This is a genomic window from Terasakiella sp. 4MB5A (genome assembly GCF_050058155.1).
GTDB classification, from domain to species: domain Bacteria; phylum Pseudomonadota; class Alphaproteobacteria; order Rhodospirillales; family Terasakiellaceae; genus Terasakiella; species Terasakiella halodenitrificans.
Window position 1 is genome coordinate 325,533 of sequence record NZ_CP188815.1, and the last position, 25,231, is coordinate 350,763.

25 protein-coding genes and 1 tRNA gene are annotated in these 25,231 nt (G+C 48.0%); 18 read left to right on the forward strand and 8 right to left on the reverse strand.

Annotated features, from left to right (window positions below; all coding sequences use genetic code 11):
- Positions 1-20: 20 nt before the first annotated feature.
- From ACI0FF_RS01580 to hisB, 3 genes are read right to left on the reverse strand one after another with little or no spacing between them, the layout of a single operon-like run.
- The gene (locus ACI0FF_RS01580; RefSeq protein WP_419798408.1) at positions 21-395 is read right to left on the reverse strand and encodes a DUF2628 domain-containing protein; all 375 of its coding nucleotides are present in this window, start codon (positions 393-395) and stop codon (positions 21-23) included.
- A gap of 3 nt (positions 396-398) precedes the next feature.
- A complete protein-coding gene (locus tag ACI0FF_RS01585; protein ID WP_419798409.1) occupies positions 399-1,007 on the reverse strand; it encodes a glutathione S-transferase family protein in 609 nt (202 codons plus the stop codon).
- 25 nt (positions 1,008-1,032) lie between these two features.
- Positions 1,033-1,620: an imidazoleglycerol-phosphate dehydratase HisB gene (gene hisB, locus ACI0FF_RS01590; protein WP_419798410.1), complete on the reverse strand. Its 588-nt coding sequence runs from the start codon at positions 1,618-1,620 to the stop codon at positions 1,033-1,035.
- Between the two features lie 161 nt (positions 1,621-1,781).
- Between hisB and ACI0FF_RS01595 the strand changes: the two genes are divergently transcribed.
- The 3 genes from ACI0FF_RS01595 to hslU are packed head-to-tail and all read left to right on the forward strand — an operon-like array spanning position 1,782 to position 4,410.
- Positions 1,782-2,486 (forward strand): FkbM family methyltransferase, encoded by a 705-nt coding sequence (locus ACI0FF_RS01595; RefSeq protein ID WP_419798411.1) that lies wholly within the window; start codon positions 1,782-1,784, stop codon positions 2,484-2,486.
- 58 nt (positions 2,487-2,544) lie between these two features.
- Positions 2,545-3,096 carry an ATP-dependent protease subunit HslV gene (gene hslV / locus ACI0FF_RS01600; protein ID WP_419798412.1) on the forward strand — a complete coding sequence of 184 codons (552 nt, stop codon included), beginning with the start codon at positions 2,545-2,547 and terminating at the stop codon, positions 3,094-3,096.
- Between the two features lie 3 nt (positions 3,097-3,099).
- On the forward strand, positions 3,100-4,410 hold the full coding sequence (hslU, locus tag ACI0FF_RS01605) for an ATP-dependent protease ATPase subunit HslU (RefSeq protein WP_419798413.1): 1,311 nt from the start codon (positions 3,100-3,102) through the stop codon (positions 4,408-4,410).
- Positions 4,411-4,470: 60 nt separating this feature from the next.
- Here the strand turns inward: hslU and tsaD are convergent, their stop codons facing one another.
- Positions 4,471-5,547 (reverse strand): tRNA (adenosine(37)-N6)-threonylcarbamoyltransferase complex transferase subunit TsaD, encoded by a 1,077-nt coding sequence (tsaD, locus tag ACI0FF_RS01610; RefSeq protein ID WP_419798414.1) that lies wholly within the window; start codon positions 5,545-5,547, stop codon positions 4,471-4,473.
- A 480-nt stretch (positions 5,548-6,027) separates the two neighbouring features.
- Here tsaD and hemC point away from each other — a divergent pair, with 480 nt between their 5' ends.
- The 12 genes from hemC (at position 6,028) to ACI0FF_RS01670 (ending at position 19,238) form a co-directional block, all read left to right on the forward strand.
- Positions 6,028-6,972 (forward strand): hydroxymethylbilane synthase, encoded by a 945-nt coding sequence (gene hemC / locus ACI0FF_RS01615; protein ID WP_419798415.1) that lies wholly within the window; start codon positions 6,028-6,030, stop codon positions 6,970-6,972.
- A 54-nt stretch (positions 6,973-7,026) separates the two neighbouring features.
- On the forward strand, positions 7,027-9,048 hold the full coding sequence (locus ACI0FF_RS01620) for a uroporphyrinogen-III synthase (RefSeq protein WP_419798416.1): 2,022 nt from the start codon (positions 7,027-7,029) through the stop codon (positions 9,046-9,048).
- On the forward strand, positions 9,048-10,394 hold the full coding sequence (locus ACI0FF_RS01625) for a heme biosynthesis protein HemY (RefSeq protein WP_419798417.1): 1,347 nt from the start codon (positions 9,048-9,050) through the stop codon (positions 10,392-10,394). The genes ACI0FF_RS01620 and ACI0FF_RS01625 overlap by 1 nt, the downstream gene beginning before the upstream one ends.
- Positions 10,395-10,507: 113 nt before the next feature.
- A complete protein-coding gene (locus ACI0FF_RS01630; RefSeq protein WP_419798418.1) occupies positions 10,508-11,461 on the forward strand; it encodes a tRNA dihydrouridine synthase in 954 nt (317 codons plus the stop codon).
- Positions 11,451-12,995: an ABC transporter ATP-binding protein gene (locus tag ACI0FF_RS01635; RefSeq protein WP_419798419.1), complete on the forward strand. Its 1,545-nt coding sequence runs from the start codon at positions 11,451-11,453 to the stop codon at positions 12,993-12,995. The genes ACI0FF_RS01630 and ACI0FF_RS01635 overlap by 11 nt, the downstream gene beginning before the upstream one ends.
- Complete coding sequence (locus tag ACI0FF_RS01640; protein ID WP_419798420.1) at positions 12,992-14,065, forward strand: ABC transporter permease; 1,074 nt, start codon at positions 12,992-12,994, stop codon at positions 14,063-14,065. The genes ACI0FF_RS01635 and ACI0FF_RS01640 overlap by 4 nt, the downstream gene beginning before the upstream one ends.
- Entirely contained in the window at positions 14,062-14,997 is a 936-nt protein-coding gene (locus ACI0FF_RS01645; protein ID WP_419798421.1) for an ABC transporter permease, read from the forward strand. The genes ACI0FF_RS01640 and ACI0FF_RS01645 overlap by 4 nt, the downstream gene beginning before the upstream one ends.
- Before the next feature lie 66 nt (positions 14,998-15,063).
- Positions 15,064-16,143 (forward strand): BMP family ABC transporter substrate-binding protein, encoded by a 1,080-nt coding sequence (locus ACI0FF_RS01650; protein WP_419798422.1) that lies wholly within the window; start codon positions 15,064-15,066, stop codon positions 16,141-16,143.
- Between the two features lie 167 nt (positions 16,144-16,310).
- The gene (locus tag ACI0FF_RS01655) at positions 16,311-16,853 is read left to right on the forward strand and encodes a cytochrome b (RefSeq protein ID WP_419798423.1); all 543 of its coding nucleotides are present in this window, start codon (positions 16,311-16,313) and stop codon (positions 16,851-16,853) included.
- A gap of 25 nt (positions 16,854-16,878) precedes the next feature.
- A tRNA-Thr gene (locus ACI0FF_RS01660) sits at positions 16,879-16,953 on the forward strand.
- 503 nt (positions 16,954-17,456) lie between these two features.
- Entirely contained in the window at positions 17,457-18,179 is a 723-nt protein-coding gene (locus ACI0FF_RS01665) for a J domain-containing protein (RefSeq protein WP_419799677.1), read from the forward strand.
- 108 nt (positions 18,180-18,287) lie between these two features.
- Positions 18,288-19,238 (forward strand): 2-hydroxyacid dehydrogenase, encoded by a 951-nt coding sequence (locus ACI0FF_RS01670; RefSeq protein WP_419798424.1) that lies wholly within the window; start codon positions 18,288-18,290, stop codon positions 19,236-19,238.
- A gap of 66 nt (positions 19,239-19,304) precedes the next feature.
- On the opposite strand, the gene phbB is transcribed toward ACI0FF_RS01670, so the two are convergent.
- The 4 genes from phbB to ACI0FF_RS01690 all read right to left on the reverse strand — a co-directional run bounded on the left by phbB (position 19,305) and on the right by ACI0FF_RS01690 (position 23,041).
- Complete coding sequence (gene phbB / locus ACI0FF_RS01675; RefSeq protein WP_419798425.1) at positions 19,305-20,027, reverse strand: acetoacetyl-CoA reductase; 723 nt, start codon at positions 20,025-20,027, stop codon at positions 19,305-19,307.
- Positions 20,028-20,266: 239 nt separating this feature from the next.
- Positions 20,267-21,442, reverse strand: coding sequence for an acetyl-CoA C-acetyltransferase (locus tag ACI0FF_RS01680; RefSeq protein ID WP_419798426.1), 1,176 nt, complete (start codon positions 21,440-21,442; stop codon positions 20,267-20,269).
- 140 nt (positions 21,443-21,582) lie between these two features.
- On the reverse strand, positions 21,583-22,689 hold the full coding sequence (locus ACI0FF_RS01685; RefSeq protein WP_419798427.1) for an alpha/beta fold hydrolase: 1,107 nt from the start codon (positions 22,687-22,689) through the stop codon (positions 21,583-21,585).
- A complete protein-coding gene (locus ACI0FF_RS01690; RefSeq protein ID WP_419798428.1) occupies positions 22,643-23,041 on the reverse strand; it encodes a hypothetical protein in 399 nt (132 codons plus the stop codon). Before ACI0FF_RS01690 ends, ACI0FF_RS01685 begins: the two co-directional genes overlap by 47 nt.
- Positions 23,042-23,266: 225 nt before the next feature.
- Between ACI0FF_RS01690 and phaR the strand changes: the two genes are divergently transcribed.
- From phaR to ACI0FF_RS01705, 3 genes are all read left to right on the forward strand, one after another.
- Entirely contained in the window at positions 23,267-23,878 is a 612-nt protein-coding gene (phaR, locus tag ACI0FF_RS01695; protein ID WP_419798429.1) for a polyhydroxyalkanoate synthesis repressor PhaR, read from the forward strand.
- Positions 23,879-24,050: 172 nt separating this feature from the next.
- Positions 24,051-24,596, forward strand: a complete 546-nt coding sequence (locus ACI0FF_RS01700; RefSeq protein WP_419798430.1) for a hypothetical protein — start codon at positions 24,051-24,053, stop codon at positions 24,594-24,596.
- A 232-nt stretch (positions 24,597-24,828) separates the two neighbouring features.
- Complete coding sequence (locus tag ACI0FF_RS01705) at positions 24,829-25,221, forward strand: helix-turn-helix domain-containing protein (protein WP_419798431.1); 393 nt, start codon at positions 24,829-24,831, stop codon at positions 25,219-25,221.
- Positions 25,222-25,231 lie beyond the last annotated feature (10 nt).

Genomic DNA, 25,231 nt, shown 5'->3' on the forward strand with positions numbered 1-25,231 from the left:
GATCGTCTTTTAGCCCATTTCTATTCTGTTTGAAGTGTGGCGATATAGCTGCGTAATGCATGATCGTACGAAACGCCGCTGACCACATCTTCTTCCATAAAGCCACGCCGTTTTAATGTCCAGCGCGCCAGATCGTTAGCATATACACCTACCAACAGATTGAAAGCGATATTGACCACAGCTTGCCCGAAAAGATCAAGCCCAAACAGGCCCAAAAGCAAACTAATCACGATGGAAACACCGAAAATACCGGCACTGACCCACCAATAGCCTTTTACCAGTGCCCAGAGCACGGAAAAGATGAAAGCCGCCCAGTTAAAACCTTCTTTGACAAGGCGGATATCGGGCGCGGGGTCGATGCCGTATTTTTGTATATGGACGGTGTAAAGCTTCATGGCTTAAATCTCGTCCATCGGTTTCCAGCGGGGCTGGCTTTTCACCCGTTCAATCCAGGCTCGTACATGGGAATAATTGTTCAGATCAAATCCACCTTGATGGGCCACATGGGTGTAGGCAAATAAGGCAATATCAGCAATGGAATAACGTTCCGCTACAAAGAACGTTTTGTCTTTAAGATGGTTTTCCATCATATCCAGTGCGCCATAGCCCTTTTCCCACAATTGCGGCAGGCGCGGGTCTTCTTTTTGGGTTTTGCCCAAATAATGCATGGCATAACGGGCCACCGCGATTGCAGGTTCGTGACTGTATTGTTCCCAGAACAGCCATTGAAACATGAGTGATTTATCAAAATGATCCATCGGCATATATTGGGTCTCATCGGCGAAATGCAGCAAAATCGCGTTGGATTCTGAGAGAACCATGCCCTCGTCCAATACCATTGTCGGGACTTTGCCCAACGGGTTAATGGCTTTGAATTCAGGTGTACGGCATTCATCACCGGCGACATCGACTTCGATGATATCAAGATCATAACCAAGTTGATGCATCAGCAAGCGCACTTTATAGCAATTGCCGGAACCCTGATCGGAATAAAGGGTCAGTGTCATGGGGTTATAACCTCCCAATTTTATGTTACAGCGCGCCTTTGGTGCTGGGGATTGCGTCAGATTTACGCGGGTCGATTTCAACGGCTTTGCGCAATGCACGGGCCAAGGCCTTGAAACAGGCTTCGGCGATATGGTGGTTGTTATCGCCGTCAATCATGGCCACGTTCATGCTGATCCCGCCCTTGAAAGCAAAAGACTGGAAGAAATGTTGAAACATTTCTGTATCCAGTTCGCCCAAGCGGTCTTGGCTGAAATTGACTTTCCAGACGAGATAGGGACGGTTTGACAGATCCAGCGCGCAACGCACCAGTGTTTCATCCATCGGGATATATTCACTGCCGTATCGCGTGATGCCTTTGCGATCCCCTAAGGCTTGGGAAAAGGCTTCACCTAAGGCCAGCGCCACATCTTCGACCGTATGGTGTGCGTCGATATGGAGATCACCTGTGCAGCGAATTTTCAGATCAATCAGGCCGTGGCGAGACAGTTGTTCCAGCATATGATCGAAAAAGCCGATCCCGGTTTGAATATCATACTCGCCGCTGCCGTCCAGGTTCAGTTCAACGGCAATATCGGTTTCAGCGGTCTTTCGCGCGACGGATGCAGTGCGCATGGTCTTTGATCTCCACGACTTAATAAAAATTGGATATGGAACGCTTATACACCAAAATCCTTAAGGGTTAATGAGTTTATTTGGCCCAAGATAGTTGCAAAAGGGGGAAAATACAATTATCACCAAAGGAAATTACACATCTTTTGGGACGGCTTTCCAGTATGAAAAAGCGATTGAACAAGTTTTTGCTGAAACACAAGCTGAAAACTGTTGCAGAACTCCCCGGTGCCAAGCTGGATGTTTCCAATCCGACGATCTCCGATAATATCCGTGGTTATATTGCACGTGGTAAATATGAAGCTGAGGAACGCGAGTTAATTTTTGCGACTTTGACGCCGCAAGATACCGTTTTGGAAATCGGGGCTGGGATGGGATATGTGTCCTGCGTCTGTGCGGGTATTTTAAAAGACAAAGATCGTCTTTATTCTTATGAAGCTAACCCAAAACTGATTGAAATTATTGAACATAATAGAAAGATCAATGGCGTTGACTTTCATGTGCGCAATGCCTTGCTGGGGGCCTTTGATGGAAAGGCGGATTTCTATATCCCGGATGATTTTTGGGGCGCATCACTGAGCCCGATTGCAGATGCGCAACGGGTGGAAATTGAAGTCCACAATATCAAAAAGGCAATGGATGAAATCCAGCCAACCTATTTAATTATGGATATTGAAGGGGCCGAAGTAAACGTTTTGCCGTCTATGGATCTATCTTCGGTTCAGACCATTTGTCTGGAGGTACATCCCTTTAATACCGGGATGGAAGCGGTCCGTAAAATGTTCAGTTATTTGTTAAATGAAGGCTTTATGTTCGAAATGAACAAGTTTGACCTTGTCTATCTGTTCAAGCGGACGGCTACCACTTGACAAAGCGGTCAAATCCGGCCAAATCCGCAAGCATGCAATCAAAAAACGGGATAATTCCATGTCACAAGATCACAAGTTCCCCGGTTGGCGCGGAACGACTATTCTTTCCATTCGAAAAGGCGACGAAGTTGTTATTGCCGGTGACGGTCAGGTCAGTCTGGGCCAGACGGTCTTAAAAGGTAATGCTCGCAAAGTCCGTCGACTGGCCGGTGGTAAGGTGATAGTCGGTTTTGCCGGTGCAACCGCCGATGCCTTTACCTTGTTTGAACGATTGGAAGGCAAGTTGGAACAATATCCCAACCAGTTGACGCGCGCCTGCGTGGAAATGGCCAAAGACTGGCGCACGGACCGTTATTTGCGCAAGCTGGAAGCCATGATGATTGTGGTGGATAAGGATGTTTCCCTCGTTTTAACCGGAACCGGCGATGTGTTGGAACCCGAAGATGGGGTGATTGCCATTGGATCTGGTGGGAATTACGCCTTGTCCGCAGCGCGTGCGCTGGTGGACCGTGAAGATATGAGCGTTGAAGAAATGGCGCGCAAAGCGATGGGCATTGCGGCCGATATTTGCGTTTATACCAATAACAACCTGACTGTAGAGACTCTGTAAATTATGACAAACTTCAGCCCCCGTGAAATTGTTTCGGAATTAGATCGTTTTATCATCGGTCAAAAAAACGCCAAGCGCGCGGTTGCCGTTGCCTTGCGTTCGCGCTGGCGTCGTCAGCAGTTGGAAAACCCCATGCGCGACGAAGTTTTGCCGAAAAATATTTTGATGATCGGCCCGACCGGTGTGGGTAAAACGGAAATTGCTCGTCGCCTTGCCAAGCTGGCACAAGCCCCGTTTATTAAGGTAGAAGCCACCAAATTTACCGAAGTCGGCTATGTCGGGCGCGACGTGGAACAAATGATCCGTGATCTGGTCGAAAGTGCCATTCATATCGTTTCCGAAAAGATGAAAAAAGACGTTCGGGCCAAGGCGGAAATTGCCGCAGAAGAACGTGTGTTGGATGCTTTGGTGGGCGATAGTGCTTCGGCTGAAACACGCCAGAAATTTCGCGTGATGTTGCGCGAAGGCAAGCTTGATGATCGTGAGATCGAGCTGGAGTTGGCCGATAATTCATCCCTGTCTATGCCGACAATGGATATCCCCGGTATGCCGGGTGCGCAAATGGGCATGTTGAATTTAGGCGATATGTTTGGTGATGCCTTTGGCGGTCGTCGTAAAAAACGCAAAGTTACGGTTGAAGACAGTTACGGTCTGTTACTGGATGAAGAAGCCGATAAATTGCTGGATAACGATAAAGTCGTTAGCGAAGCCCTGCATTCTGTTGAAAATAACGGGATCGTCTTTATTGATGAGATTGATAAAATCACAACACGTTCGGACAAGGCAGGCGGTGATGTGTCTCGTGAAGGTGTGCAACGTGATCTTCTGCCCATGTTGGAAGGTACGACGGTGACCACGAAACACGGTACAGTCAAAACCGATCATATCCTGTTTATTGCCTCTGGTGCGTTCCATGTGGCAAAACCCAGTGATTTATTGCCGGAATTACAAGGTCGTCTGCCCAACCGTGTCGAGTTGTCGGCTTTGACACAGGAAGATTTCAAACGCATTTTGACGGAACCGGAAGCCAGCTTGATCAAGCAATATGTGGCTTTGATCGGGACCGAAGATGTTACGTTGGAATTTGATGACGGTGCAATTGATGAAATTGCGACGCAAGCCGCAGAGATCAATCAAAATGTGGAAAATATCGGAGCACGCCGCCTTCACACTGTTCTGGAACGTCTGTTGGAAGAAATCAGTTTTACTGCAACGGACCGCAGTGGAGAAGAAATTGTTATCACACGCGACATGGTGAAGGAAAGCGTCGGTGAATTGGCAAAAGACACCGATCTTTCCAAGTTTATCCTGTAAGCCTTTAAGTCTGACGGAAAAGGGCCTGTGTATTTGCGCAGGCCCTTTTTTATTTGCGCTTTATGCCTTTTTCCCTCCGGCATAAGCCGCTTTGGGGGCATCGGGGTCCAAGGGCCAACGTGGGCGTGGGGCAAAATCCAGTGTGTCGCGCTGTCCTGCCTTGAAAGCTTCCAGTCCGGCCCAAGCAATCATGGCCCCGTTGTCTGTACATAATTTCAAGGGTGGGGCGACCATTGCCATTTTATGTTTGTCACACATTTGGCTCAGGCGTTCGCGGATTGCCTTGTTGGCGGCAACGCCACCGGCAACCACCAGCGTATTCCCGTTTGGATAATCGCGTTTAAACATTTTAAGGGCGCGTGTGCAGCGATCAACCAGTGTGTCAGCGGCCGCAATTTGAAAAGCCGCGCACAGATCGTTTAAATCTTCGTCTTTGAACGGGCCGGGTGGCAATTTTTCTGCAGTTTGGCGCACCGCCGTTTTCAGGCCGGAAAAAGAAAAATCACAGCCAGGTTTGCCTTTCATGGGGCGTGGTAGGTTAAAACGTTCAGGATTTTCAGACAGGGCTGCAGCTTTTTCCACATGGGGACCACCGGGATATCCCAATCCCAGCAATTTAGCGGATTTATCAAAAGCTTCACCCAGTGCATCATCAATGGTGGTGCCCAGACGTTTATATTTACCAATGCCTTCCACGGCCAAAAGCTGACAATGCCCACCGGACACCAGTAATAAAAGATAAGGGAATTCAACCTGTTCACTGAGCCGCACGGTCAGGGCATGGCCTTCCAGATGGTTGACGGCGACAAAGGGCTTATTGTGGGTCAATGCAATCGCCTTGGCAGTCATCACCCCGACAATAACACCGCCGATCAGACCCGGCCCACCCGTTGCGGCGACACAATCAAGATCGCTAAATGAAACATCGGCTTCACGCATGGCTTCATCCACAATGCGGTCGATATGGTCAAGGTGGGAACGTGCGGCAATTTCCGGGACAACCCCGCCATAAGGACGATGTTCATCCAGTTGGGATAAAACCACGTTGGATAGAATACGTGCGTCCCCATTGGCCTGATCGGTCACGACCGAGGCAGCGGTTTCATCGCAGCTTGTTTCAATGCCAAGCACTATCATCGAAAAACAATCCTTTATGGTTTTGTTGTTCGCCCGTTTTAGCCCTCGCCCGCTTAAAAGACAAATGGCTTTTGACCAAACACAGGGTTTTCAGGTTTAAAAAGAATTATGGATTTTATACCAAATCTCATAAGGTTTGACCTATATGATGAGATTTATTTAAAGGCGATGTTAGGAAACTTGTGCAAAGCGATGCGGTGCATCGGTTAAACAAATTGACGAGACAGCGCCTTTAAATAAACTCACCCTTCGGGTCGGGGAAAATTAAACGCAGGAGTCGTCACGCATTATTTATTGTGAATAACACAACCGCATAATCCGTTCCTAACCTGCGTTTAATTTTTATCCGATCATATAGGTCAAACCTTATGAGATTTGGTATTACATGATTTTTTGTCTTAAAGATGTCGCAATTGTCTTGTAGGCAGTCTTTAACGTTACAGTTTACTTAATTCAACATTCAGAAATAGAGACTTCATTATGTCGGATCAGCCCAAAATCGTTATCGGAACCCGTGGTAGCCCCCTTGCCCTGGCACAAGCGCACGAAACACGTGATCGTTTGCAGGCCGCACATGAAGAACTGCGCGGAGAAGGCATTATTGAAATCGAAGTGATTAAAACCACGGGCGACATGATTTTGGACCGTCCCCTGTCTGAAATTGGCGGTAAAGGTTTGTTTACCAAGGAAATCGACGATGCGCAGCTGGAAGGCCGCATTGACATTGCGGTACATTCCATGAAAGATGTTCCGACGTGGTTGCCCGATGGTATTGATTTACCTTGTGTCTTGCCGCGTGAAGACGTGCGTGATGTTTTTATTTCCAATAAAGCCAAATGTTTGGCTGATTTGCCGGAAGGTTCGGTTATCGGTTCGGCTTCTTTGCGTCGTCAGGCCCAAATCAAGGCCCGTTATCCGCATCTAGAAGTGATTACATTTCGCGGCAATGTGCAAAGCCGCTTGCGTAAATTAAATGAGGGCATTGTAGATGCAACTTTGTTAGCAAATGCAGGTTTGCGCCGTTTGAAAAGCGAAGATGTGATTACCTCTATCATTGAAGAAGACGAGATTTTACCGGCTGTTGCACAAGGGGCTATCGGGATCAGCTGTCGCAGTAATGACGAACGCATGAAAAAATATCTCGAACCGCTACATTGTCCGCAATCTGCAACTCGGATCGAAGCCGAACGTGCGTTACTGCGTATTCTGGATGGTTCGTGCCGCACACCGATTGCCGCCCTTGCGATTATTGAAGGTGATGAGATCGTTTTGCGTGGGTTGATTGCCAAACCGGATGGTACGGAAGTTTTGACCAATGAAATGCGTGGTCCGATCAACGACCCGGATGGATTGGGTACGAAAGCGGGACAAGAGTTAAAAGACCGTGCCGGCGTAGATTTTCTAGCGGAAGCAACGCAAGCCTAGTACACTCCCCGATAACGAGTTTTAGACTCAAATGGGGATTGAAAGGGGTTTAGCATGCGTTTGTTGGTCACGCGTCCGAAAGAAGATGCCGCGTCTCTTGTGATGCTTCTGAAGGAAAAAGGGCATGAAGCCGTCCTTTTTCCTCTGCTGGAAATTGTGGCAGAGCCGGACGGGGAAAAGCAGCTTAAACATTATAAAGTATCCGATATTCAAGCCCTGTTGGTGACCAGCGCTAACGGGGTGCGTGCCTTTGCACAGGCTGATAAACGCCGTTCTTTTCATGTCTTGTCTGTGGGGGCGGCTTCTGCAGAAGCGGCACAAGAGGCCGGTTTTAAGCATGTGGATAGTGCCGAAGGTGATGTGATTGCACTGGCAAAACTGGTGCGCGAAAAATGCATGCCAGAAAAAGGCAAGCTGTTGCATATCGCGGGTTCCAGCGTTGCCGGGGATTTAAAAGGCTTGCTTGAAAAAGACGGATTCGATTTTGATCGGGCCGTTTTATATCGTGCCGATAAAGTTACGCAGTTTAGCGATCCGTTAAAAGCCGAGATCAAAGCCGGAAAGATTGACGGCGTTTTGCTTTATTCCCCACGTACAGCGGCCTCTTTTGCCGAGTTGATTGAACAAGACGGTTTGAAAAATGACATAAAAAATATGCTCGCCTATGGACTTAGCGAGGCGGTTGCGTCAAAAATCAAACATCTGGCATTTAAAGACATAAAAATTGCGGCCACGCCGGATCAGGAGGCCTTGCTCAAAATCATTGGCGAACCCGAGGATGAGAAGATGACTGAGAAAAAAGACGACAAGAAAGCAGCTGATCCGAAGGTGATCGATGTAAAAGCCGAAGAGGTAAAAATTAAAGAACCGGAGAAAAAGCCGGAAAGTTCAAAAGACAATACAACAAAGCCGGATGAGAAAGTTAAACCGGGTGAAGCGTCTAAAGATGTCAAAACACCGCCTAAAACAGAAGACCCGGTTGAAAAAGCACTGAATGCGAAAAAGAACGAGCCGGTGAAAAAGAAAGGGTCGTTTAAGGCCAAAGCCATTGCTGCCGGTGTCCTGATTTTAGCTGCAGGTGGGACGGGGGCCTATTTCACGCAAAATATGTGGGTGCCGAAAATCAAAGCGCAAATTGCCGAGACATTGAATATCGAAACAGTTTCGACCCAGGCGCAAGTATCTAGTGAAGATGTGCAAGCCCTTGTGGATCGAATACAGGCTCTGGAAAATAAGCCTGCACCTTCTGTACAATCGGTTGATGTTCAACCCTTGTTGGATCGCATTGCGGAACTTGAAAATAGCCTTAACAGTTTGAAAGAAAACGTTTCTACTATTCAAATTGGTAATGGTAGTGAAGAAAAGTTAGCAGAATTTAAAGAGCTTGCCGCCCGTCTGGAAGCCGTAGAAGGCAGTGGAACGCAGGATTTAACCCCCTTGCAGGAAGAAAACCAGCGTCTCAGCCAACTGGTGCAGGAATTAAATGTCCGCCTAAGCGATGTGGAAGCCGCACGGATTGAAGCGCGCAGCAGCGGGGAAAATGCCCAAGCCCTAATCGCGGGGCTAAGTGTCCTGCGTCAACGTTTGCAAACCTCCACACCTTATAGTGCGGAATTACAAGCCCTGTCCGTTCTGGCCCAAGGTGATGTGGTGTTGGAAGAGGCGGTGCAAAAATTGCAAAGTCACGCAGAAACAGGCTTGGCCTCTTACAGTTCTTTGCAAGCCTCTTTTGAAAAAAACGCCAATGATATTGTGCGCGCCAGTGCTGTACCCGAAAGTGCTGGATGGGTCGAACAAACGGTTAAAAATATTACCTCATTGGTAACAATTCGCAACGCACCGGGCAATCTGGACGGCGAAGGTCCATTGGGAATTGTGGCGCGCGCCGAACATAATGTACGCGCAGGTGATTTTACCGGGGCGATTGGGGAATTGCGTCAGTTGCAAGGTAAGCCGCTGGAGGCCGCAACTCCGTGGATTAATGCGGTGGACGCCCGCCTGAAAGGTGATGAAACCTTGTCGTTGATCCAAGCCCATATCTTGTCCTTATTGGCAACTGCAGGGGGACAGGGATAATGTTTAGCCGCATTGTTAAATATATTGTGTTGCTGTTGGTGCTGGTGGCAATCGGGATTTGGTTTGCTGAAAATCCCGGTCATGTTTCGATTGAATGGCAGGGGCTGATTGTTGATGTGCCAATTATTTTGGCCTTGATTGCAACCTTGATTGTGATCGGCATCTGTGCCCTGGTTTATCGTGGTTGGTTGTTTATGCGCCGCAGTCCCAAGGCATTTGGCAGTTATCGAAAAGAACAACGCACCCATAAAGGATATGACGCTCTAACCAAAGGCATGGTTGCGGTTGCCGCCGGTGACACGCAGGAAGCGCGCAAACATGCCCGTAAAGCAGACAGCCTTTTGGAAGACCCGTCCTTGACCATGTTGTTATCGGCGCAAGCCGCACAGTTGGAAGGGGACGATAAGGCCGCGACCCGTTTCTTTGATGAAATGTCGCAAACCAAGGGGATGGAATTTTTGGGTTTGCGCGGTTTGTTGAATCAGGCTATTGCGCGCGGTGACAATGAAGAAGCCTTGAAACTGGCCAAACAGATGTATCGTTTAAAACCGAAAACCGAATGGTTGTCGCGTAATTTGTTTGAACTGCAACTGGAAAAAGCACAATGGGCAGAAGCCGAAAATACCTTGGCTGGATTAATCAAGAATAAGCAGGTTGATGGGGATAAAGGCATTCGTCAAAAAGCTGTCTTGATGGTGGAACGGGCCAAACAGGCTGAAAGCGAAGGCCAGATTGAAGCGGCTATAAAATTGCTGGGTCAGGCCTTGAAACTGGACAGTACCTTGATCCCGGCAACGCAGGAGTTGGCCCGTTTGTTGGCACAAACCAATAAGGTCCGCAAGGCAATCAGTGTGATCGAAGAAATGTGGATGCGTAATCCTCACCCTGCCCTTTATGATCTCTATCAGGATTTACAGGGGGAACCCGATGCCTTGAAACGGGTTCGTCTGGCTGAAAAATTGGCAGGTAAATACCGTCAACATGTGGAAAGCCGCGTGATTATTACACGTGCTGCACTTGAGGCCCAATTGTGGGGAGAAGCGCGGGACGAGTTGGAAACCTTGTTGATCGAAGCGCCAAGTGCGCGTGTTTATGCCTTGATGGCCGAATTGGTTGAAACCGAAAATGGGGATCTCAGCGGGGCGCGTGAATGGCTGCGCAAAGCAACCGAAGCCCCGTCCAATCCGGCGTGGGTGTGTGACAGTTGCGGGGATGTGAGCGCCCAGTGGTCTGCGGTTTGTCCGAAATGTCAGGGCTTTGATACCCAAAAATGGCAAACACCCCCACAGGCCAGTGTGGCACAGATCGAGTATCAAACAGAGGTGAACAAACCCGTCGTTGTGTAAAGGGTGGGTTTACCCACGTTTTCATGTGAATTTACTGCGTTTAGTTAAAGACAAAGCCAAGGTGATTTGCTAAAACGATTTTTTTACCAACTGGTCAAGGATTGGACCGCACCATGACGATCACACTTGCCCCGATGGAAGGGGTTGTTGACGTCCATATGCGCGATATGATGACACGCATCACCGGGTTTGATCTGTGTGTGACCGAGTTTGTGCGCGTTTCCCAAACCGTTGCTCCGCGTGAATGGTATTTAAAATATTGCCCGGAACTGGATCAAAATAGCCATACTCCCAGTGGTACACCTGTGCATGTGCAATTGATGGGGGGAGAAGCCGATGTCATGGCTGAAAACGCGGCCTTTGCAGCTCATGAATTAGGGGCCATCGGTATTGATTTAAATTTTGGCTGTCCGGCAAAAACGGTCAACCGCCATATGGCGGGGGCGGCTTTGTTGCAATGGCCTGAAAAACTTTATGAAATAACATCTTCGGTCAAATCTGCGTTAAACGGCGCGGTGCCTTTGAGCGCAAAAATGCGTTTGGGTTTTGAAGATAAATCATTGGCCCTTGAAAATGCGCAGGCCTTGGCAAGTGCGGGGGCTGAAAAACTGACTGTTCATGCCCGCACCAAGTTGGAAGGGTATAAAGCACCCGCCCATTGGGAATGGATTGCCCGTATTTGCGAGGTCGTTGATATCCCGGTGGTGGCCAATGGCGAAATTTGGACGCCCGAAGATGCGCTGAAATGTCGTGAAATCAGCGGATGTGAAGATATTATGATCGGGCGCGGGGCAATTGCGCGTCCTTCGCTGGCGCGTGAGATCAAAGGTGGAGAGTTTGCCCAATGGCCGGAAGTTCTGGGTTGGCTGCAAATTTATTGTTCTTTGATGATGGATACCAAACGACCCAAATGGGGAGAAGGTCGTATGAAACAATGGATTAAACTGTTGGGCCGGACATATCCGGAAGCTAAGACTCTGTTTGATCAGGTTAAAACCCTGAAAGACCCGCAGATGATTTATAATCTGGTTGACGCACAAAAGGGTGGGGTCAAACATGTCGCCTGAACATTTGCGCCTTGAGTTACAAGGCATTACCAAGAAATTTCCGGCTTGTATTGCCAATGATCAGGTAAATTTCGAGGTGAAGCCCGGTGAAATTCATGCCCTTTTGGGGGAAAATGGTGCGGGCAAGTCTACTTTGGTGAAGATGATTTATGGCATTATGCAGCCCGATGCCGGTCAGATCCGATGGGAAGGCAAGAACGTTCAAATCGATAACCCGGCAATGGCGCGAAAGCTGGGGATTGGCATGGTCTTTCAGCATTTCTCCTTATTTGAATCCATGAGTGTTCTTGAAAATGTTGCCCTTGGCATCAATGAAAAGGGTCCGCTTAAAGACCTCGCCAAACGCATCATTGAAGTTTCTGAAAAATATGGTTTGCCCTTGGACCCGATGCGCCACATTCACACCTTGTCGGTTGGCGAACGTCAGCGGGTTGAGATTGTGCGCTGCCTTTTACAAGATCCTCGTCTTATTATTATGGATGAACCGACATCGGTTCTCACTCCGCAAGAAGTTGATAAACTGTTTGTAACCCTGCGCAGTTTGCGTGAAGAAGGCTGTTCCATTCTTTATATCTCTCATAAGCTGGATGAAATTAAAGCTTTGTGTGACCGCGCAACGATTTTGCGGGCGGGCAAAGTTGTCGGTTATTGTGACCCCTCAAAAGAAAGCGCACGTTCCATGGCGCAAATGATGGTGGGCGAAGAAATCAAAATCCCGGCGAAAAAAGAAGGGGCACAGGCCGGTGATGACTGTCTGGTGGTCAATAACCTGTCGATGTCGTCCGGTGATGTTTTTGTTGCTGATTTAGACAGCGTTACTTTCTGCGTCAAATCAGGTGAAATTTTCGGGATTGCCGGGGTCGCAGGCAACGGCCAAAATAATTTGCTGTCTATTCTGGCCGGGGAAAGATTATGTCCGGATGATCGCTCTATTTTAATGGACGGACGACCGATTGCTCATTTGGGGCCGCAAAAACGGCGCAAGCTTGGCTTGGCCTTTGTCCCGGAAGAACGTTTGGGTCATGGCACCGTGCCGGAAATGTCTTTGGCTGATAATACAGTTTTATCCGGGCACGGGGTCTCTGATTTGGTGCAGATGGGCTGGTTGCGTTTTTCTAAATCGCACGCTTTGGCGAAAAAGATCATTGATGCTTTTGATGTCCGTACAGGCGGTTCAAAATCAGAAGCTAAATCCCTGTCCGGTGGCAATCTGCAAAAATTTATTATCGGACGGGAACTGTTGAAAAATCCCAAACTGTTAATCGTTGCCCAACCCACATGGGGAGTGGATGCCGGGGCAGCAGCAGCTATTCATCAGGCCTTGATGGATTTGCGCGATCAGGGGTGTGCAATTTTGGTTGTCTCACAGGATTTGGACGAGTTGTTTGCCATCAGTGACCGGATAGCGGTGATTTCCAATGGTCGTTTATCACCGGCACGGCCCAGTCACGATATTTCGGTGGAACAGGTTGGTTTGCTCATGGGGGGCATGTTTGATCAAGTGGATGAATGGGACGAGGATGCGCAGCGATGATTAGAATTGAACCGCGTCTCAGTCCCTCCAAAGTGATGGTCTATGGCGCACCGTTGTTGGCAGTCGGCCTGACCTTGATTGCCGGGGCCATGTTATTTGGGGCATTGGGATACAGTCCGACACGCTCTATGTACTTGTTTTTCATCGCACCTATTAGTGATTCTTATGGCTTAACCGAGCTTTTCCTTAAGGCAACGCCTTTAACGCTGTGCGCGGTTGGTTTGGCTGTTGGCTTTCGTGGCAATGTCTGGAACATCGGGGCCGAAGGGCAATTGACGATGGGGGCCATTGCTGCCGGGGCCATTGCGGTGACGTGGCATGACAGCACCAGTTTCCTGCTTTTACCGATTATGATGATGGCCGGGGTCCTGGGTGGTATGGCATGGGGGGCGATTCCGGCCCTGTTGAAAACGCGCTTTCATGCCAATGAGATTTTAACCAGTTTGATGCTGACCTATGTGGCGTCGCTTTTTCTGGGGTATCTGGTCAATGGGCCGTTACGTAATCCAGAAGGTTTTAACTTCCCCGAATCACGCATGTTTGGTGATGCTGGCCTGATGCCTTTGCTGGTGGACGGGTCGCGTTTGCATATCGGGGCGTTGATTGCGTTATTTATTGTCCTGCTGGCGTGGCTGGTTATGAGCCGCACTCTTATCGGTTTTCAGATCAAGGTGGTCGGTTTAACACCCTTGGCGGCGCATTATGCCGGGTTCAGCCCGAAAAAAATTATTTGGATGAGCCTTTTACTTGGCGGTGGTCTGGCTGGCTTGGCGGGTATGTTTGAAGTTGCTGGCCCTATTGGGCAGCTTCAACCGGTTATCTCGCCCGGTTATGGATTTACGGCGATTATTGTTGCTTTTTTGGGGCGTTTGCATCCGGTTGGGATTTTATGTGCCGCCTTGTTGGTGGCCTTGTCTTATCTGGGTGGGGAAACGGTTCAGATGGAACTGAGTTTGCCCTTGGCGGTTACGGGTGTTTTTCAGGGGATGCTATTGTTTTTCCTGCTGGCTTGTGATGTTTTAATCAATTTCCGCTTTGTGTTGGGCAGCAAAAGAAAGGCCGTACCATGATCGGGTTTGAAGTTGAAACGCTCATTGCGATTTTGCTGGGGGTTGCACGCGGGGCAACACCCCTTGTGTTTGCTGCGATTGGGGAGTTGATTACAGAAAAATCCGGTGTGTTAAACCTTGGTGTCGAAGGCATGATGCTGGTGGGTGCGGTTTCCGGTTTTATCACCGTGGTTGTGACCGGCAGTCCGGTTTTGGGTTTCTTTGCCGCCATGCTGGCGGGGGCATTGTTGTCCAGTTTATTTGCCGTACTGGTTTTGTTTCTTCATACCAATCAGGTGGCGAGCGGCTTGTCTTTAACGATCTTCGGGATCGGCCTGTCAGCCTTTTTCGGTTTGGGATATATCGGCACCCCGATTAAAGGATTGCAGGCCATTCATATCCCGGGTCTTAGTGATATTCCGATTATTGGGCCGTTGGTTTTTGGTCACGATATCATGGTGTATCTGGCGTTTGTTTTGGTGGCGGTAACGGCTTGGTTCCTTGGAAAATCGCGTTGGGGTATGATTTTGCGGGCAGTGGGTGAATCCCATCATGCCGCCCATGCCATTGGCTATCCGGTTGTGGCGATCCGGTTTGCTGCAATTTTGTTTGGCGGGGCCATGTGTGGTTTGGCCGGGGCTTACATTTCCCTGATTTATACGCCTATGTGGGCGGAAAATATGACGGCGGGCCGCGGCTGGATTGCCTTGGCGCTGGTGGTTTTTGCCACATGGAAGCCGGGACGTGCCTTGATCGGGGCTTACCTGTTTGGGGGTGTCACCATCTTGCAGCTTAACGTACAAAGTTTGGGCGTGGATGTTTCTGCGCATTTGATGAATATGTTGCCTTATATCGCAACGATTTTGGTTCTCGTGCTGATTTCACGTGATGAAACTAAGATCAGACTGAATGCACCGGCCTGTTTGGGAAAACCCTTTCGAGCCGATGGATAATTGACTTGGGAATGAGAGAAGATAAAACAATTAATACTGTTTGCTGTATGCGAAAGGATGAAGCGAATGTCTAAAAAACTTCTGATGGGTGTTTTGGGCGCTGCGGCCCTAATGATGGGTGCAGCTTCGGCACAAGCCGACGAACCAACGAAAATTGGTTTTGTGTATGTATCACCGGTCGGTGATGCGGGTTATACCTACCAACATGATCTGGGTCGCAAAGCGATTGAAGAAAAATTTGGCGATAAAATTAAAATCAGCTTTGTTGAAAGTGTAGCAGAAGGCCCGGATGCTGAACGTGTGATTATGAATTACGCCAAAAGCGGCTATAAAGCTGTTTTTGCCACTTCATTTGGTTATATGAACCCGACATTGAAAGTTGCCAAGCGTTTCCCAAAAGTCGCATTTGAACATGCAACAGGTTATAAACGTGCGGCAAACGTGAATACGTATCTGGCGCGTTTTTATGAAAGCCGTTACTTGACGGGTTTAGTTGCCGGTGCCATGACAAAATCCAATGTGATTGGTTATGTTGCCGCCTTCCCAATCCCGGAAGTGGTGCGTGGCATTAATGCCTTTACCCGTGGCATCCGTGCAGTGAATGACAAAGCGCAGGTGCGTGTGATTTGGACGAACTCGTGGTTTGATCCGGGCAAAGAACGCGAAGCCGCAGATACTTTGATCGGGCAAAAAGCCGACGTTCTGACTATGCATGCTGACAGTCCAGCCACTATTCAGGCGGCAGAAGATGCTGGTATTTATGCGATTGGGTATAACTCTGATTTCTCTAAATTCGGCCCCAATTCTCATCTGACATCTTCCGTGACCAACTGGGCGCCTTATTATGTGAAACGTGTTGGCGAAATTCTGGATGGTTCCTGGAAAGGCAATCAGGACACGTGGGATGGTTTGAGCGCGGATATGGTACAGGTTGCGCCGTTCCACAAAGACGTTCCTCAAGATGTACGCGCGCGTGTTGAACAAGCCAAAGCCGACATTATTGCGGGTAAACTGCATCCGTTTGCAGGCCCGATCAACGATAACGAAGGCAAAGAACGCGTTGCTGCCGATCAAACCATGAGTGATGGCGATATGCTGGGCTTTAATTGGTATGTCGAAGGCGTTGTCGGTAAATTGCCGAACTAAGTTGCCTTTTACAGGTTTAACGAAAAAAGGGCCGGTAGCCTTTGTCTGCCGGTTCTTTTTTTATGCCTGTTACATTCTGTTACGAAAAACATGCTTATATGCAATCATTCTGTTACAGCAAATGGCGTATCTTTAGGTTGCGTGGAACTCTAGAGGACTTAAGTGTTATGGAACAGAAAACTAAATATTCTTTTATCTTGCGAAACCTGCATATAATCGGTGGGATCATCTTTGTTGCGGCTCTTGTCTTGGGCATTGTCATGGAAGATATGGCGCGGGGGCCGGAGAAGTTTCAACTGATGTTTTTTCACAAAAGCCTTGGATTGGCTGTTCTGGGACTGGTTGCCCTCCGTCTTTTAGAATGGGTACGCAGCACGCAACCTGTTGCCCTTGAAAGTCATGCGAACTGGGAAGTTTGGGCTGCAAAGCTTGTGAAAATTGCCTTGTATATCGTGATGATTGTCTTGCCGATTTCCGGGGTACTCATGTCTTGGTACAAAGGCTACCCGGTAGCCTTTTTCGGCCTGTTCGAGCTGGCCCCGATGGTCGAAAAAAGCAAAGGCTTAGGCGAATTGTTTGAAGACATCCATAAAGCAATGGTCCCGCTGACATTTGCCTTACTTGGCCTGCATGTGGTGGGGGCACTGAAACATCACTTTATCGACCGGGATGAAACCCTTGTGCGTATTTCTCCCTTTTCCAAAGGGTGATCATAGCTTAAAATCAAAGCAGGTCGCCGAAGTAGCTCAGGGGTAGAGCAACTGATTCGTAATCAGTAGGTCGGAGGTTCAAATCCTCTCTTCGGCACCAGTGTTTTTGCGGCTTTCACGATTTCAAGTGAAGGCCGTTTTTGTTTGTGAGAAATAAGCGGATCGGGTGTGTATTAAGAGAGATTGCAAGAAGTGAACCGAATGAATGAGGCCACTGTTTGTTATATAATTCTCTCTGACCTTGTATGGGGCAAATGCAAAAACTGCAAACGCGGTTTTATGCAACTGCACTTGAATCCAGAGTGTTTAAAAACCCTTAAAATTTGTCTACGCATGTAGGTAACACTTTTTTTACGAAAAAACAGTATGTTGTAAGGAGCTTGAGGCGTGTCTTGAACGTAAGGCTTTCTGCGGCGTTGGTATTTTTTAACATGAAAACAACATTCGTAGTTGATCTTAACGGGCAAAGGCTCACATAATGACAAATAGGCAATAAAAATGTTGGAAAATTCAGCACATGTCCATCAGGGGGCATCCAATGCGTCGGCGTCATCTTTTTCAAATGGTGCAGACAACGATAAAGAACAAAATGGCGATGTAAAAATGACTGAGACAAAATCAAAAGCATCGAATTTGAAACATTCCTATACCATTCCCTGCTCCAGTCAATTTCGTGATCGGGTGTCACAACTGGCAGATCGCAAAAAAGTGAATGTCGCCGATCTTGCTCGTTCCGTTTTGTTGATGGTCAGTGATGCTGACATATCTGATTTTACAGATCCAGGTGACCCAGACCCGCAAGACCGCGAAACTGTGATCCTGAAATCAGGTCCAAGTAAGGGGCGACCTTGGCGACGTAAGCCTCGCCTGCAAGTTCGTATGGCACCCGGTTATGATGCCTTGTTTATTCGCAAGGCACTCAACCTTGCCTTGTATATGGAAGAAGGCAAAGCGCAAGTTCGCATCGATACACCAGAAACTATAGAACAACGACAGCGCGAGATTGACCGTATTCGTAAAGAGGCAGAAGAAGCGGCACAAAGAGAACAAAAAAATCATCAACTACCCGAAACAGTTGAGGAATTGGAAAGGCTACAGGCTATTGTATCTGTTTTATCGTTTGAACCGTTACAAGATGGTGTTCAAGATAGAAGTGACGCATTGCATATTCTGGGTTTTCCCCCAAAGACCTATCCTAGCCGTATGGAGCTGCGGGCGCGTTTTCGTATGTTGGCAACAATTCACCATCCAGACGGGAAGTATGGTAGCCATGAACGCATGAGCCAATTGAACCAGGCAATGGAAGTTTTGCGTTATGCAAGCTGACTTATCCACAGGGATGTGAATAAATTATCTTTTGCCGTTCTGTTTTCGGAACGGCATTTTTTTTGATAGGATACTCTTATAAACTACACCGACTGAAAGGTAGTATAGATGCAGCGACCTCGTCTTTTTGTCACCAGAAGATTGCCGCCGGATGTGGAAAAACGACTTATGGATACATTTGAAACCAATTTATCCACAGGTGAATTTGCCGACAATTCAGAAAAGTTAATTCAACACAGTCAAAGTGTAGATGGAATTTTATGCACGCCCTGTGATCAAATCGGTGCCGATTTGATTGCAAAACTACCGGACCGTATCCGCATCATTTCGACATTCTCTGTCGGCTATGAACATGTGGATATTGCGGCTGCGAAAAAACGCAACATCGTGGTGACAAATACGCCCGGTGTTCTGACTGATGCGACAGCCGATATTGCTATGTTATTGATATTAGGGGCGACCCGGCGTGCCTATGAAGGCGAACGTCTTATTCGTGAAGATAAATGGACAGGCTGGAACCCAACACAATTGATGGGGATGGGGCTTCAGGGCAAGCGTTTAGGCATTTTAGGGATGGGACGTATCGGACAGGCGGTTGCTCAGCGTGCCAAAGCATTTGGTATGGACATACATTATCATAACCGCCGCCCCGTTGCATTTGAAGCCACCTATCATGAGACGGCAGAAAGCTTGCTCACACACAGTGATGTCTTGTCTCTGCATTGTCCGTTAACGCCTGAAACCAAAGGGTTCTTAAATACGCAAGCTATTGAAAAAATGCCGAAAGGTGCAGTTGTTGTGAATACGGCCCGTGGGCCTGTTGTGGATGATGAGGCATTAATCGCAGCGTTAAAAAGTGGCCGCTTAAGCGCTGCTGGGCTGGATGTGTTTACCGGTGAGCCAAACTTGCATCCAGAATATCGCAGCCTGCCCAATACGTTTTTATTGCCCCATTTGGGCAGTGGCACGGTGGAAACGCGAAATGCCATGGGATTTTGTGCTTTGGAAAACCTTAAAGCATTTTTCGAAGGTAAGACGCCACCGAACGTGGTGATGTAAACAAAGAAAAAGCCCTCTGCAATCAATCACAGAGGGCTTTTGAATAGACTTTAAGAGAATCTTCTCTTAGTACATGTGCTGACCACCGTTGATGGACAGAGTTGCACCTGTGATGAAGTCGCCTTCATCAGCAACTAGGAACAATACGCCACGTGCGATATCGTCGGCACGGCCCAGACGGCCCATCGGGATTTTTGCAATAATTTTTTCAAGAACCGCTGGCGGAACCGCACGAACCATGTCGGTATCCACATAACCCGGTGCAATGGCGTTGACGGTAATGCCTTTGCCAGCGCCTTCCTGTGCCAGGGCTTTGGTAAAGCCATGGATACCGGATTTGGCAGCAGCATAGTTGACCTGACCGTATTGACCGGCTTGACCGTTGATAGAACCGATGTTGACAATCCGGCCAAAGCTGCGCTCACGCATGCCGTCGATGACACCGCGACACAGGTTAAAGCAGGAAGACAGGTTGGTTGCAATAACCGCTTCCCAATTGTCCGCAGACATACGGTGCAAGGTGCCGTCACGTGTGATACCAGCATTGTTGATCAGGATCTCGACAGGGCCGAGGTCAGTTTCGATTTTTTTGAGCATTTCCTGACAGGCATCAAAATCGCTGACGTCACATTTGTAAGAAGCAATGCCTGTTTCTTCGGTAAATTTCTTTGCGGCTTCTTCGTTACCACCAAAATTGGCAGCGACGGTATAACCGGCTTCTTTAAGGCGTTCAGAAATTGCGCGACCAATACCGCGCGTCCCACCAGTTACGAGTGCTACACGACCCATCTGTTTCTTCCTCTACTTTTTTAGTCCACAGTTTTTTTGTTCTGAAAAGACCGAAACTCCCCGATCTTCAATCTAGGCATTGTGGGGACATTAATGGCATAAATCCACCCCTAATTTTGAAATATTCAAACTTTATCTTTTTGCATAAAAAAAACAGCTCTTCTCATCTGGAAAAGAGCTGTTTTTCAACAGTTTATCAACCTTGTTCGCTTGTTTAACAAACGATCATCGGTTGTGACTTAAGCGCGTTCTACACACAGTGCGACACCTTGACCGCCGCCAATACACAACGTTGCAATCCCTTTTTTGGAATCGCGTCGTTTCATTTCGTGCAACAGCGTGACAAGAATGCGGTTACCGGATGCACCGATCGGGTGACCAATGGCAATGGCACCGCCGTTAACGTTGACTTTATCAGTGTCCCAGCCGAGTTCCTTATTGACGGAAATGGCTTGTGCAGCAAATGCTTCATTGGCTTCTACCAGATCCAGATCATCAATAGACCAGCCTGCTTTATCCAATGCTTTGGTGACTGCCGGGATCGGGCCTGTCCCCATGATTTTCGGATCCACACCGTGGGTTGCCCATGCTTTAATCGTTGCCAGCGGTGTCAGGCCGCGTTTGTCGGCTTCTTCTTTGCTCATCAACACAACAACGGAAGCACCGTCATTGATGCCGGATGCGTTACCGGCGGTGACCGAACCGTCTTTGGAGAAAGCCGGGCGCAGTTTACCAAGGCCTTCTGCACTTACACCTTCTTTGATGAATTCGTCTTTATCAAAAACGATATCGCCTTTGCGGTTTTTAATGGTTACCGGGACGATTTCCTCGTCGAATTTACCAGCAGCGCGTGCGGCTTCGGCTTTATTTTGCGAACCGGCGGCAAAAGCGTCTTGCTCTTCGCGTGAGATTTGGTACTTGTCAGCGATATTTTGCGCTGTTGTTCCCATATGATAGTCGTTAAAGGCACACCACAGACCGTCTTTGATCATGGTATCTTCCATTTTGGACGGGCCCATTTTTGTGCCGTTGCGAAGATGCATAACGTGCGGAGACAGAGACATGTTTTCCTGACCACCGGCAACAACGATATCTGCATCACCCATCAGAATGGTTTGCATACCCATGGCGACGGCGCGTAGACCTGAACCGCAGACCTGGTTGATGGTCATGGCTGTGGACTCTTCCGGGCAACCGGCAAGAATGGCAGCTTGACGTGCCGGGTTTTGGCCCTGACCACCGGTCAAAACCTGACCCATAAATACTTCCTGAACGTCTGCAGCATTAACGCCTGCGCGTTCCAAGGCGGCTTTGATTACCGTCGCGCCCAATTCGTGCGCGGGTACACTGGCAAGGCTGCCGCTAAAGTTACCGACCGCTGTACGGGCTGCACCAACAATGACCACTTCAGTCATACTCAATGTCTCCTAAATATAATTATTATTTCCCCTGCAAAGCGCGGGTAAGCCGCCGCCTCGCAGGCCAATAGGGTATAGAAGCAAGACGAATGGTCAAGCAATGATTGTGCGAATGCGAAATTAGAATTGTTATATAATTATTTTTCTTGTGTTAAGAGCCACTTAGCCAAGGGGGTGTAAAGGCCGCGTTGCGCGTTGCGTCCAGTCATCATGCCGATGTGTCCGGCTTTTACGGTTTTGACCTGACAGTTTGGCAGTTTTTGGGCCAAAGCATGGGCCGATTCCGGTGAGACGATTCGGTCATTTTGTGGGATTACCAGATAAGCCGGGTGGCGGATTTCTTTTGGGTTTATAAAATGACCGTCAATTTCCCAAATTCCGCGTGCGGGTTTATTATCAATGTACCAGCCAAACAGGCAATCGCGTGCGACATCAGCGACCAAGGGGACTCCATCATTGATCCAGTCTTCCATTGTGACAAATTTTTTGGCAGCAGCGCTTGCAGGATCCATTTCAGAGAATTCTATGAATTTTTGTAGAATTTGATAGGGATCAATGGCGGCAAACAGGCTTTGGATCATATCGATGGGCAAAAGTCCCAAGGTTTCTATGAGGCTTTCCAGTTGAGGCCGGGCGCAGCGCATAATATGGGCATGGCGAGAACTGCCCGCATGAAAATCCCACGGTGTTGCCAAAAGGGCAAGGCGATCGATTTTGTCCGGTTCCAAGGCCGCCAATGCAGTGCATAGAACACCTCCCATACAATATCCGATCAAAGTGACGGGACGATTGCATTGATGGTGGATTTCAGTGACGGCATTGTTCAGGCGCCCAAGGATATAATCTTCCAGTGTGAATTCTTTTTCTGCCGCACCCGGTTCCCCCCAATCCAGTAAAAAACAGCGGATACCTTTGTTTGCCAAGCTCCGCATCAAGCTACGTTTTTCAGTGAGATCAAGAATGTAGGCTTTATTGATTAGAGACGGAACCGCCAGAACAACGGGACCGTTATCCGGGCCGCCGTAATCCAGAAGACGCGATGTGCCGTCTTGCCATATAACGGGTACTTCTGGCAGGTGGCGTATATAGGGGTGTTTGTGATAGGCGCGAACACCGGCCAAAAAATGCTGAGCCTGTAAAAAGGCTTCCGCATCAAGGGCAGCGCGAAAAGACTCTTCAGGATAGGTCGAAATTTGGTCAATCAGGCTTTCGGCCTGTGTCTGCAAGTCGGGATTCCAGCTCACGGACCCGTTCTTCAAGTTCGTTAATGCGGCGCGACAGCTCATCCATGTTGCGCTCAGTGTGCTCAGGTGCAGGGGAAGCGGACGTGGTCCCACCCGTTTGGGCGGTTGTGAACGGGTTTGTGCCATCTTTGAATTGCTCTTTCCAGCTGTCAGCCCAGTTTCCCATCCAGCTTTGAATTTTTTCCGGCGTATCCAGTGTTTTCATCATTTCGCTGGCTTGTTGATTGAAGACTTCGCCTAATTTAAGACTGTCTTCGACAACACGCTCTGAAGATTGGGAAAGGAGCTGTTTTTGCCAAAGGTCGAGATATTGCGCGGCGAGATCGTGGATCTTTTTATTGGAATCGCTCATTACTTTTGTTGTCTCTTTTTTGCCGTTATGCAGCAACGCTGCCGCAAAAAGCTACTATAGGGATCGGATAAAGGTCAATTATTTGGTGATTTTTGCAATTTTTTTCACAATACTGCAATGCGATACTTTTGTGTGCAGCAAATTCGCGTTATGGTAAAAGGCTATGGGGAGACCTTCGCATAATATATGTGAGAGGGCCTGGGACTTAAAAAAAGAAGATATGATATGGCACAAACTGAAGATAAAGACGCTCCGATTACGATCAAGAAGTACGCCAACCGCCGTTTATACAACACCGCCACCAGTAGTTATGTGACACTGGACCATCTGGCACAGATGGTAAAAGAAGGGATACAGTTTGCTGTTTTTGACGCCAAAAGCGGAGAGGAAATCACGCGTTCAGTTCTGACACAGATTATTGTGGAAGAAGAATCGAAAGGCCAAAACCTGTTGCCGGTGAGTTTCCTGCGTCACCTGATTAGTTTTTATGGGGATAGTTTGCAAGGACTGGTACCAAGTTATCTGGAACAATCAATGCAATCTTTTGCCACCAATCAGGAAAAGATGCGTGATTACATGAAAGAGACAATGGGTGGTTTAAACCCGTTCGGTTCATTTGAAGAGATGAACAAACAAAATATGGTGATGTTTGAGAATGCCATGCGCATGTTTGCGCCGCAATTTTACAAAGAAGGCGAAAATAAAGAGACGGATGCAAGTCCGAAAACGGTTGAAAAACCGTCTCAATCGACTGGGAAAACAGGCGATGATCTGGAAAAAATGAAAGCTCAACTGGAAGCCATGCAGCAGCAGTTGAGCAAACTTAGCGAAAAATAAATCAGATTTAAAAATGTTAAGACTGCATGCGTTTAAAACGTCTTTTGCCACGCGCAAAAGGCGTTTTTCTGTGATCACTTTTTGTTGCAGAGGTTGTCTTTAGGCTGACAGTATGCGGTTTTGACTCTATACTAATTGACTTTCTGTAGATGAATTGCAGGTATATTTGCCCGTGGCTGTCACTCTTGAAACCAAAGCACTTGTCCCCGCCGTCCCGGCGGGACCGTTACGTGCGCGTGGTGGTCATCAAGAAGTTGCAACCGATGTGTCTAAAACGCAGAATTCCGCGCAGGCTTTTGTAAATAGTTTACCGGTCGATATTCGTAATAAAGTCGCGCGCCCCTTGCGCGATAACGTACGTCATGACAAATCAGAAGAAGCGGCGCAAGAACAGAAGACAGCGGAAAGTAAGGCGCAACCTGTCAATACGGATAAGGTACAGGCCCAGAATGGGGAGAGGAATAATAGAACATATTATTCAAGTCCGACATTCATTGCCAATTTGACATTGTTGCAGGCACAGCAAGAATATGAAGTTAATGAGCGAGTTCCCCTTGGGGCAGCAAGTTATAAAGTTTCACATCAAGCGTATCTTAAGGCTGGCGCGCAACCAGGGGGAGAGTTAAACGCAAGAGAAGACGCTATAAGAAGTGCAGAGCGTGAAGAAAAAATTATGATTGTTCCTCCAGTTCTTTCAACCGTGAATTTTGTAGCATAAGCGTTGAAATATTTTGAAATATTTTGAAATATTTTAGGAAAAAGTCTTTTGAAAGATCTCTAAAATACCCAGATATCATAAACATTTTGCCTTAAAACAGTAGTTTCTTATGTACTGTAATGCGAAATATTTTAGAAATATTTTCTTGCAAAAAAGAATCACTCAGTATAATCATTGATAGAAAGCCATAATAAACAAAGCGGAATATTGGTTGAAAAAGGAGATCACTTTCATGTCCGATGCCGTCGAAAGCAAAGTCGCTAACCGTGCCACCGATACCGATCGTCATGTTGGCGCACGTATTCGCGAACGCCGCATTATGTTGGGATTGAGCCAACAACAAATGGCCGACATGATCGGCGTTACCTATCAGCAGGCGCATAAATATGAGCGTGGAATCAACCGTATTTCAGCAGGTCGCCTTTATGAAATCGCACAGGTTCTGAAAGTTCCGGTCGGCTTCTTCTTTGAAGGTCTGGATGAAAAAGACGAAGTCGAGATTGAACTCACGGATCGTCAGCGTATGTGTCTGGAATTGGCCCGCAATTTCTCTCATATTAATAATGATCGCCATCAGGATGCGCTTAGCCAATTGGCGCGCGCACTTGCTGCCGAAAAAAACTAGGCAGTTACAC

Coding starts and splice junctions, on each gene's coding strand:
- ACI0FF_RS01680 (WP_419798426.1), bottom strand. CDS start 21,442: ATGACTGAAGTGGTCATTGTTGGTGCAGCCCGTACAGCGGTCGGTAAC.
- ACI0FF_RS01670 (WP_419798424.1), top strand. CDS start 18,288: ATGCAGCGACCTCGTCTTTTTGTCACCAGAAGATTGCCGCCGGATGTG.
- hemC (WP_419798415.1), top strand. CDS start 6,028: ATGTCGGATCAGCCCAAAATCGTTATCGGAACCCGTGGTAGCCCCCTT.
- ACI0FF_RS01645 (WP_419798421.1), top strand. CDS start 14,062: ATGATCGGGTTTGAAGTTGAAACGCTCATTGCGATTTTGCTGGGGGTT.
- ACI0FF_RS01635 (WP_419798419.1), top strand. CDS start 11,451: ATGTCGCCTGAACATTTGCGCCTTGAGTTACAAGGCATTACCAAGAAA.
- hisB (WP_419798410.1), bottom strand. CDS start 1,620: ATGCGCACTGCATCCGTCGCGCGAAAGACCGCTGAAACCGATATTGCC.
- hslV (WP_419798412.1), top strand. CDS start 2,545: ATGTCACAAGATCACAAGTTCCCCGGTTGGCGCGGAACGACTATTCTT.
- phbB (WP_419798425.1), bottom strand. CDS start 20,027: ATGGGTCGTGTAGCACTCGTAACTGGTGGGACGCGCGGTATTGGTCGC.
- phaR (WP_419798429.1), top strand. CDS start 23,267: ATGGCACAAACTGAAGATAAAGACGCTCCGATTACGATCAAGAAGTAC.
- ACI0FF_RS01655 (WP_419798423.1), top strand. CDS start 16,311: ATGGAACAGAAAACTAAATATTCTTTTATCTTGCGAAACCTGCATATA.
- ACI0FF_RS01650 (WP_419798422.1), top strand. CDS start 15,064: ATGTCTAAAAAACTTCTGATGGGTGTTTTGGGCGCTGCGGCCCTAATG.
- hslU (WP_419798413.1), top strand. CDS start 3,100: ATGACAAACTTCAGCCCCCGTGAAATTGTTTCGGAATTAGATCGTTTT.
- ACI0FF_RS01595 (WP_419798411.1), top strand. CDS start 1,782: ATGAAAAAGCGATTGAACAAGTTTTTGCTGAAACACAAGCTGAAAACT.
- ACI0FF_RS01630 (WP_419798418.1), top strand. CDS start 10,508: ATGACGATCACACTTGCCCCGATGGAAGGGGTTGTTGACGTCCATATG.
- ACI0FF_RS01705 (WP_419798431.1), top strand. CDS start 24,829: ATGTCCGATGCCGTCGAAAGCAAAGTCGCTAACCGTGCCACCGATACC.
- ACI0FF_RS01690 (WP_419798428.1), bottom strand. CDS start 23,041: ATGAGCGATTCCAATAAAAAGATCCACGATCTCGCCGCGCAATATCTC.
- ACI0FF_RS01580 (WP_419798408.1), bottom strand. CDS start 395: ATGAAGCTTTACACCGTCCATATACAAAAATACGGCATCGACCCCGCG.
- ACI0FF_RS01640 (WP_419798420.1), top strand. CDS start 12,992: ATGATTAGAATTGAACCGCGTCTCAGTCCCTCCAAAGTGATGGTCTAT.
- ACI0FF_RS01625 (WP_419798417.1), top strand. CDS start 9,048: ATGTTTAGCCGCATTGTTAAATATATTGTGTTGCTGTTGGTGCTGGTG.
- ACI0FF_RS01585 (WP_419798409.1), bottom strand. CDS start 1,007: ATGACACTGACCCTTTATTCCGATCAGGGTTCCGGCAATTGCTATAAA.
- ACI0FF_RS01665 (WP_419799677.1), top strand. CDS start 17,457: ATGACTGAGACAAAATCAAAAGCATCGAATTTGAAACATTCCTATACC.
- ACI0FF_RS01620 (WP_419798416.1), top strand. CDS start 7,027: ATGCGTTTGTTGGTCACGCGTCCGAAAGAAGATGCCGCGTCTCTTGTG.
- tsaD (WP_419798414.1), bottom strand. CDS start 5,547: ATGATAGTGCTTGGCATTGAAACAAGCTGCGATGAAACCGCTGCCTCG.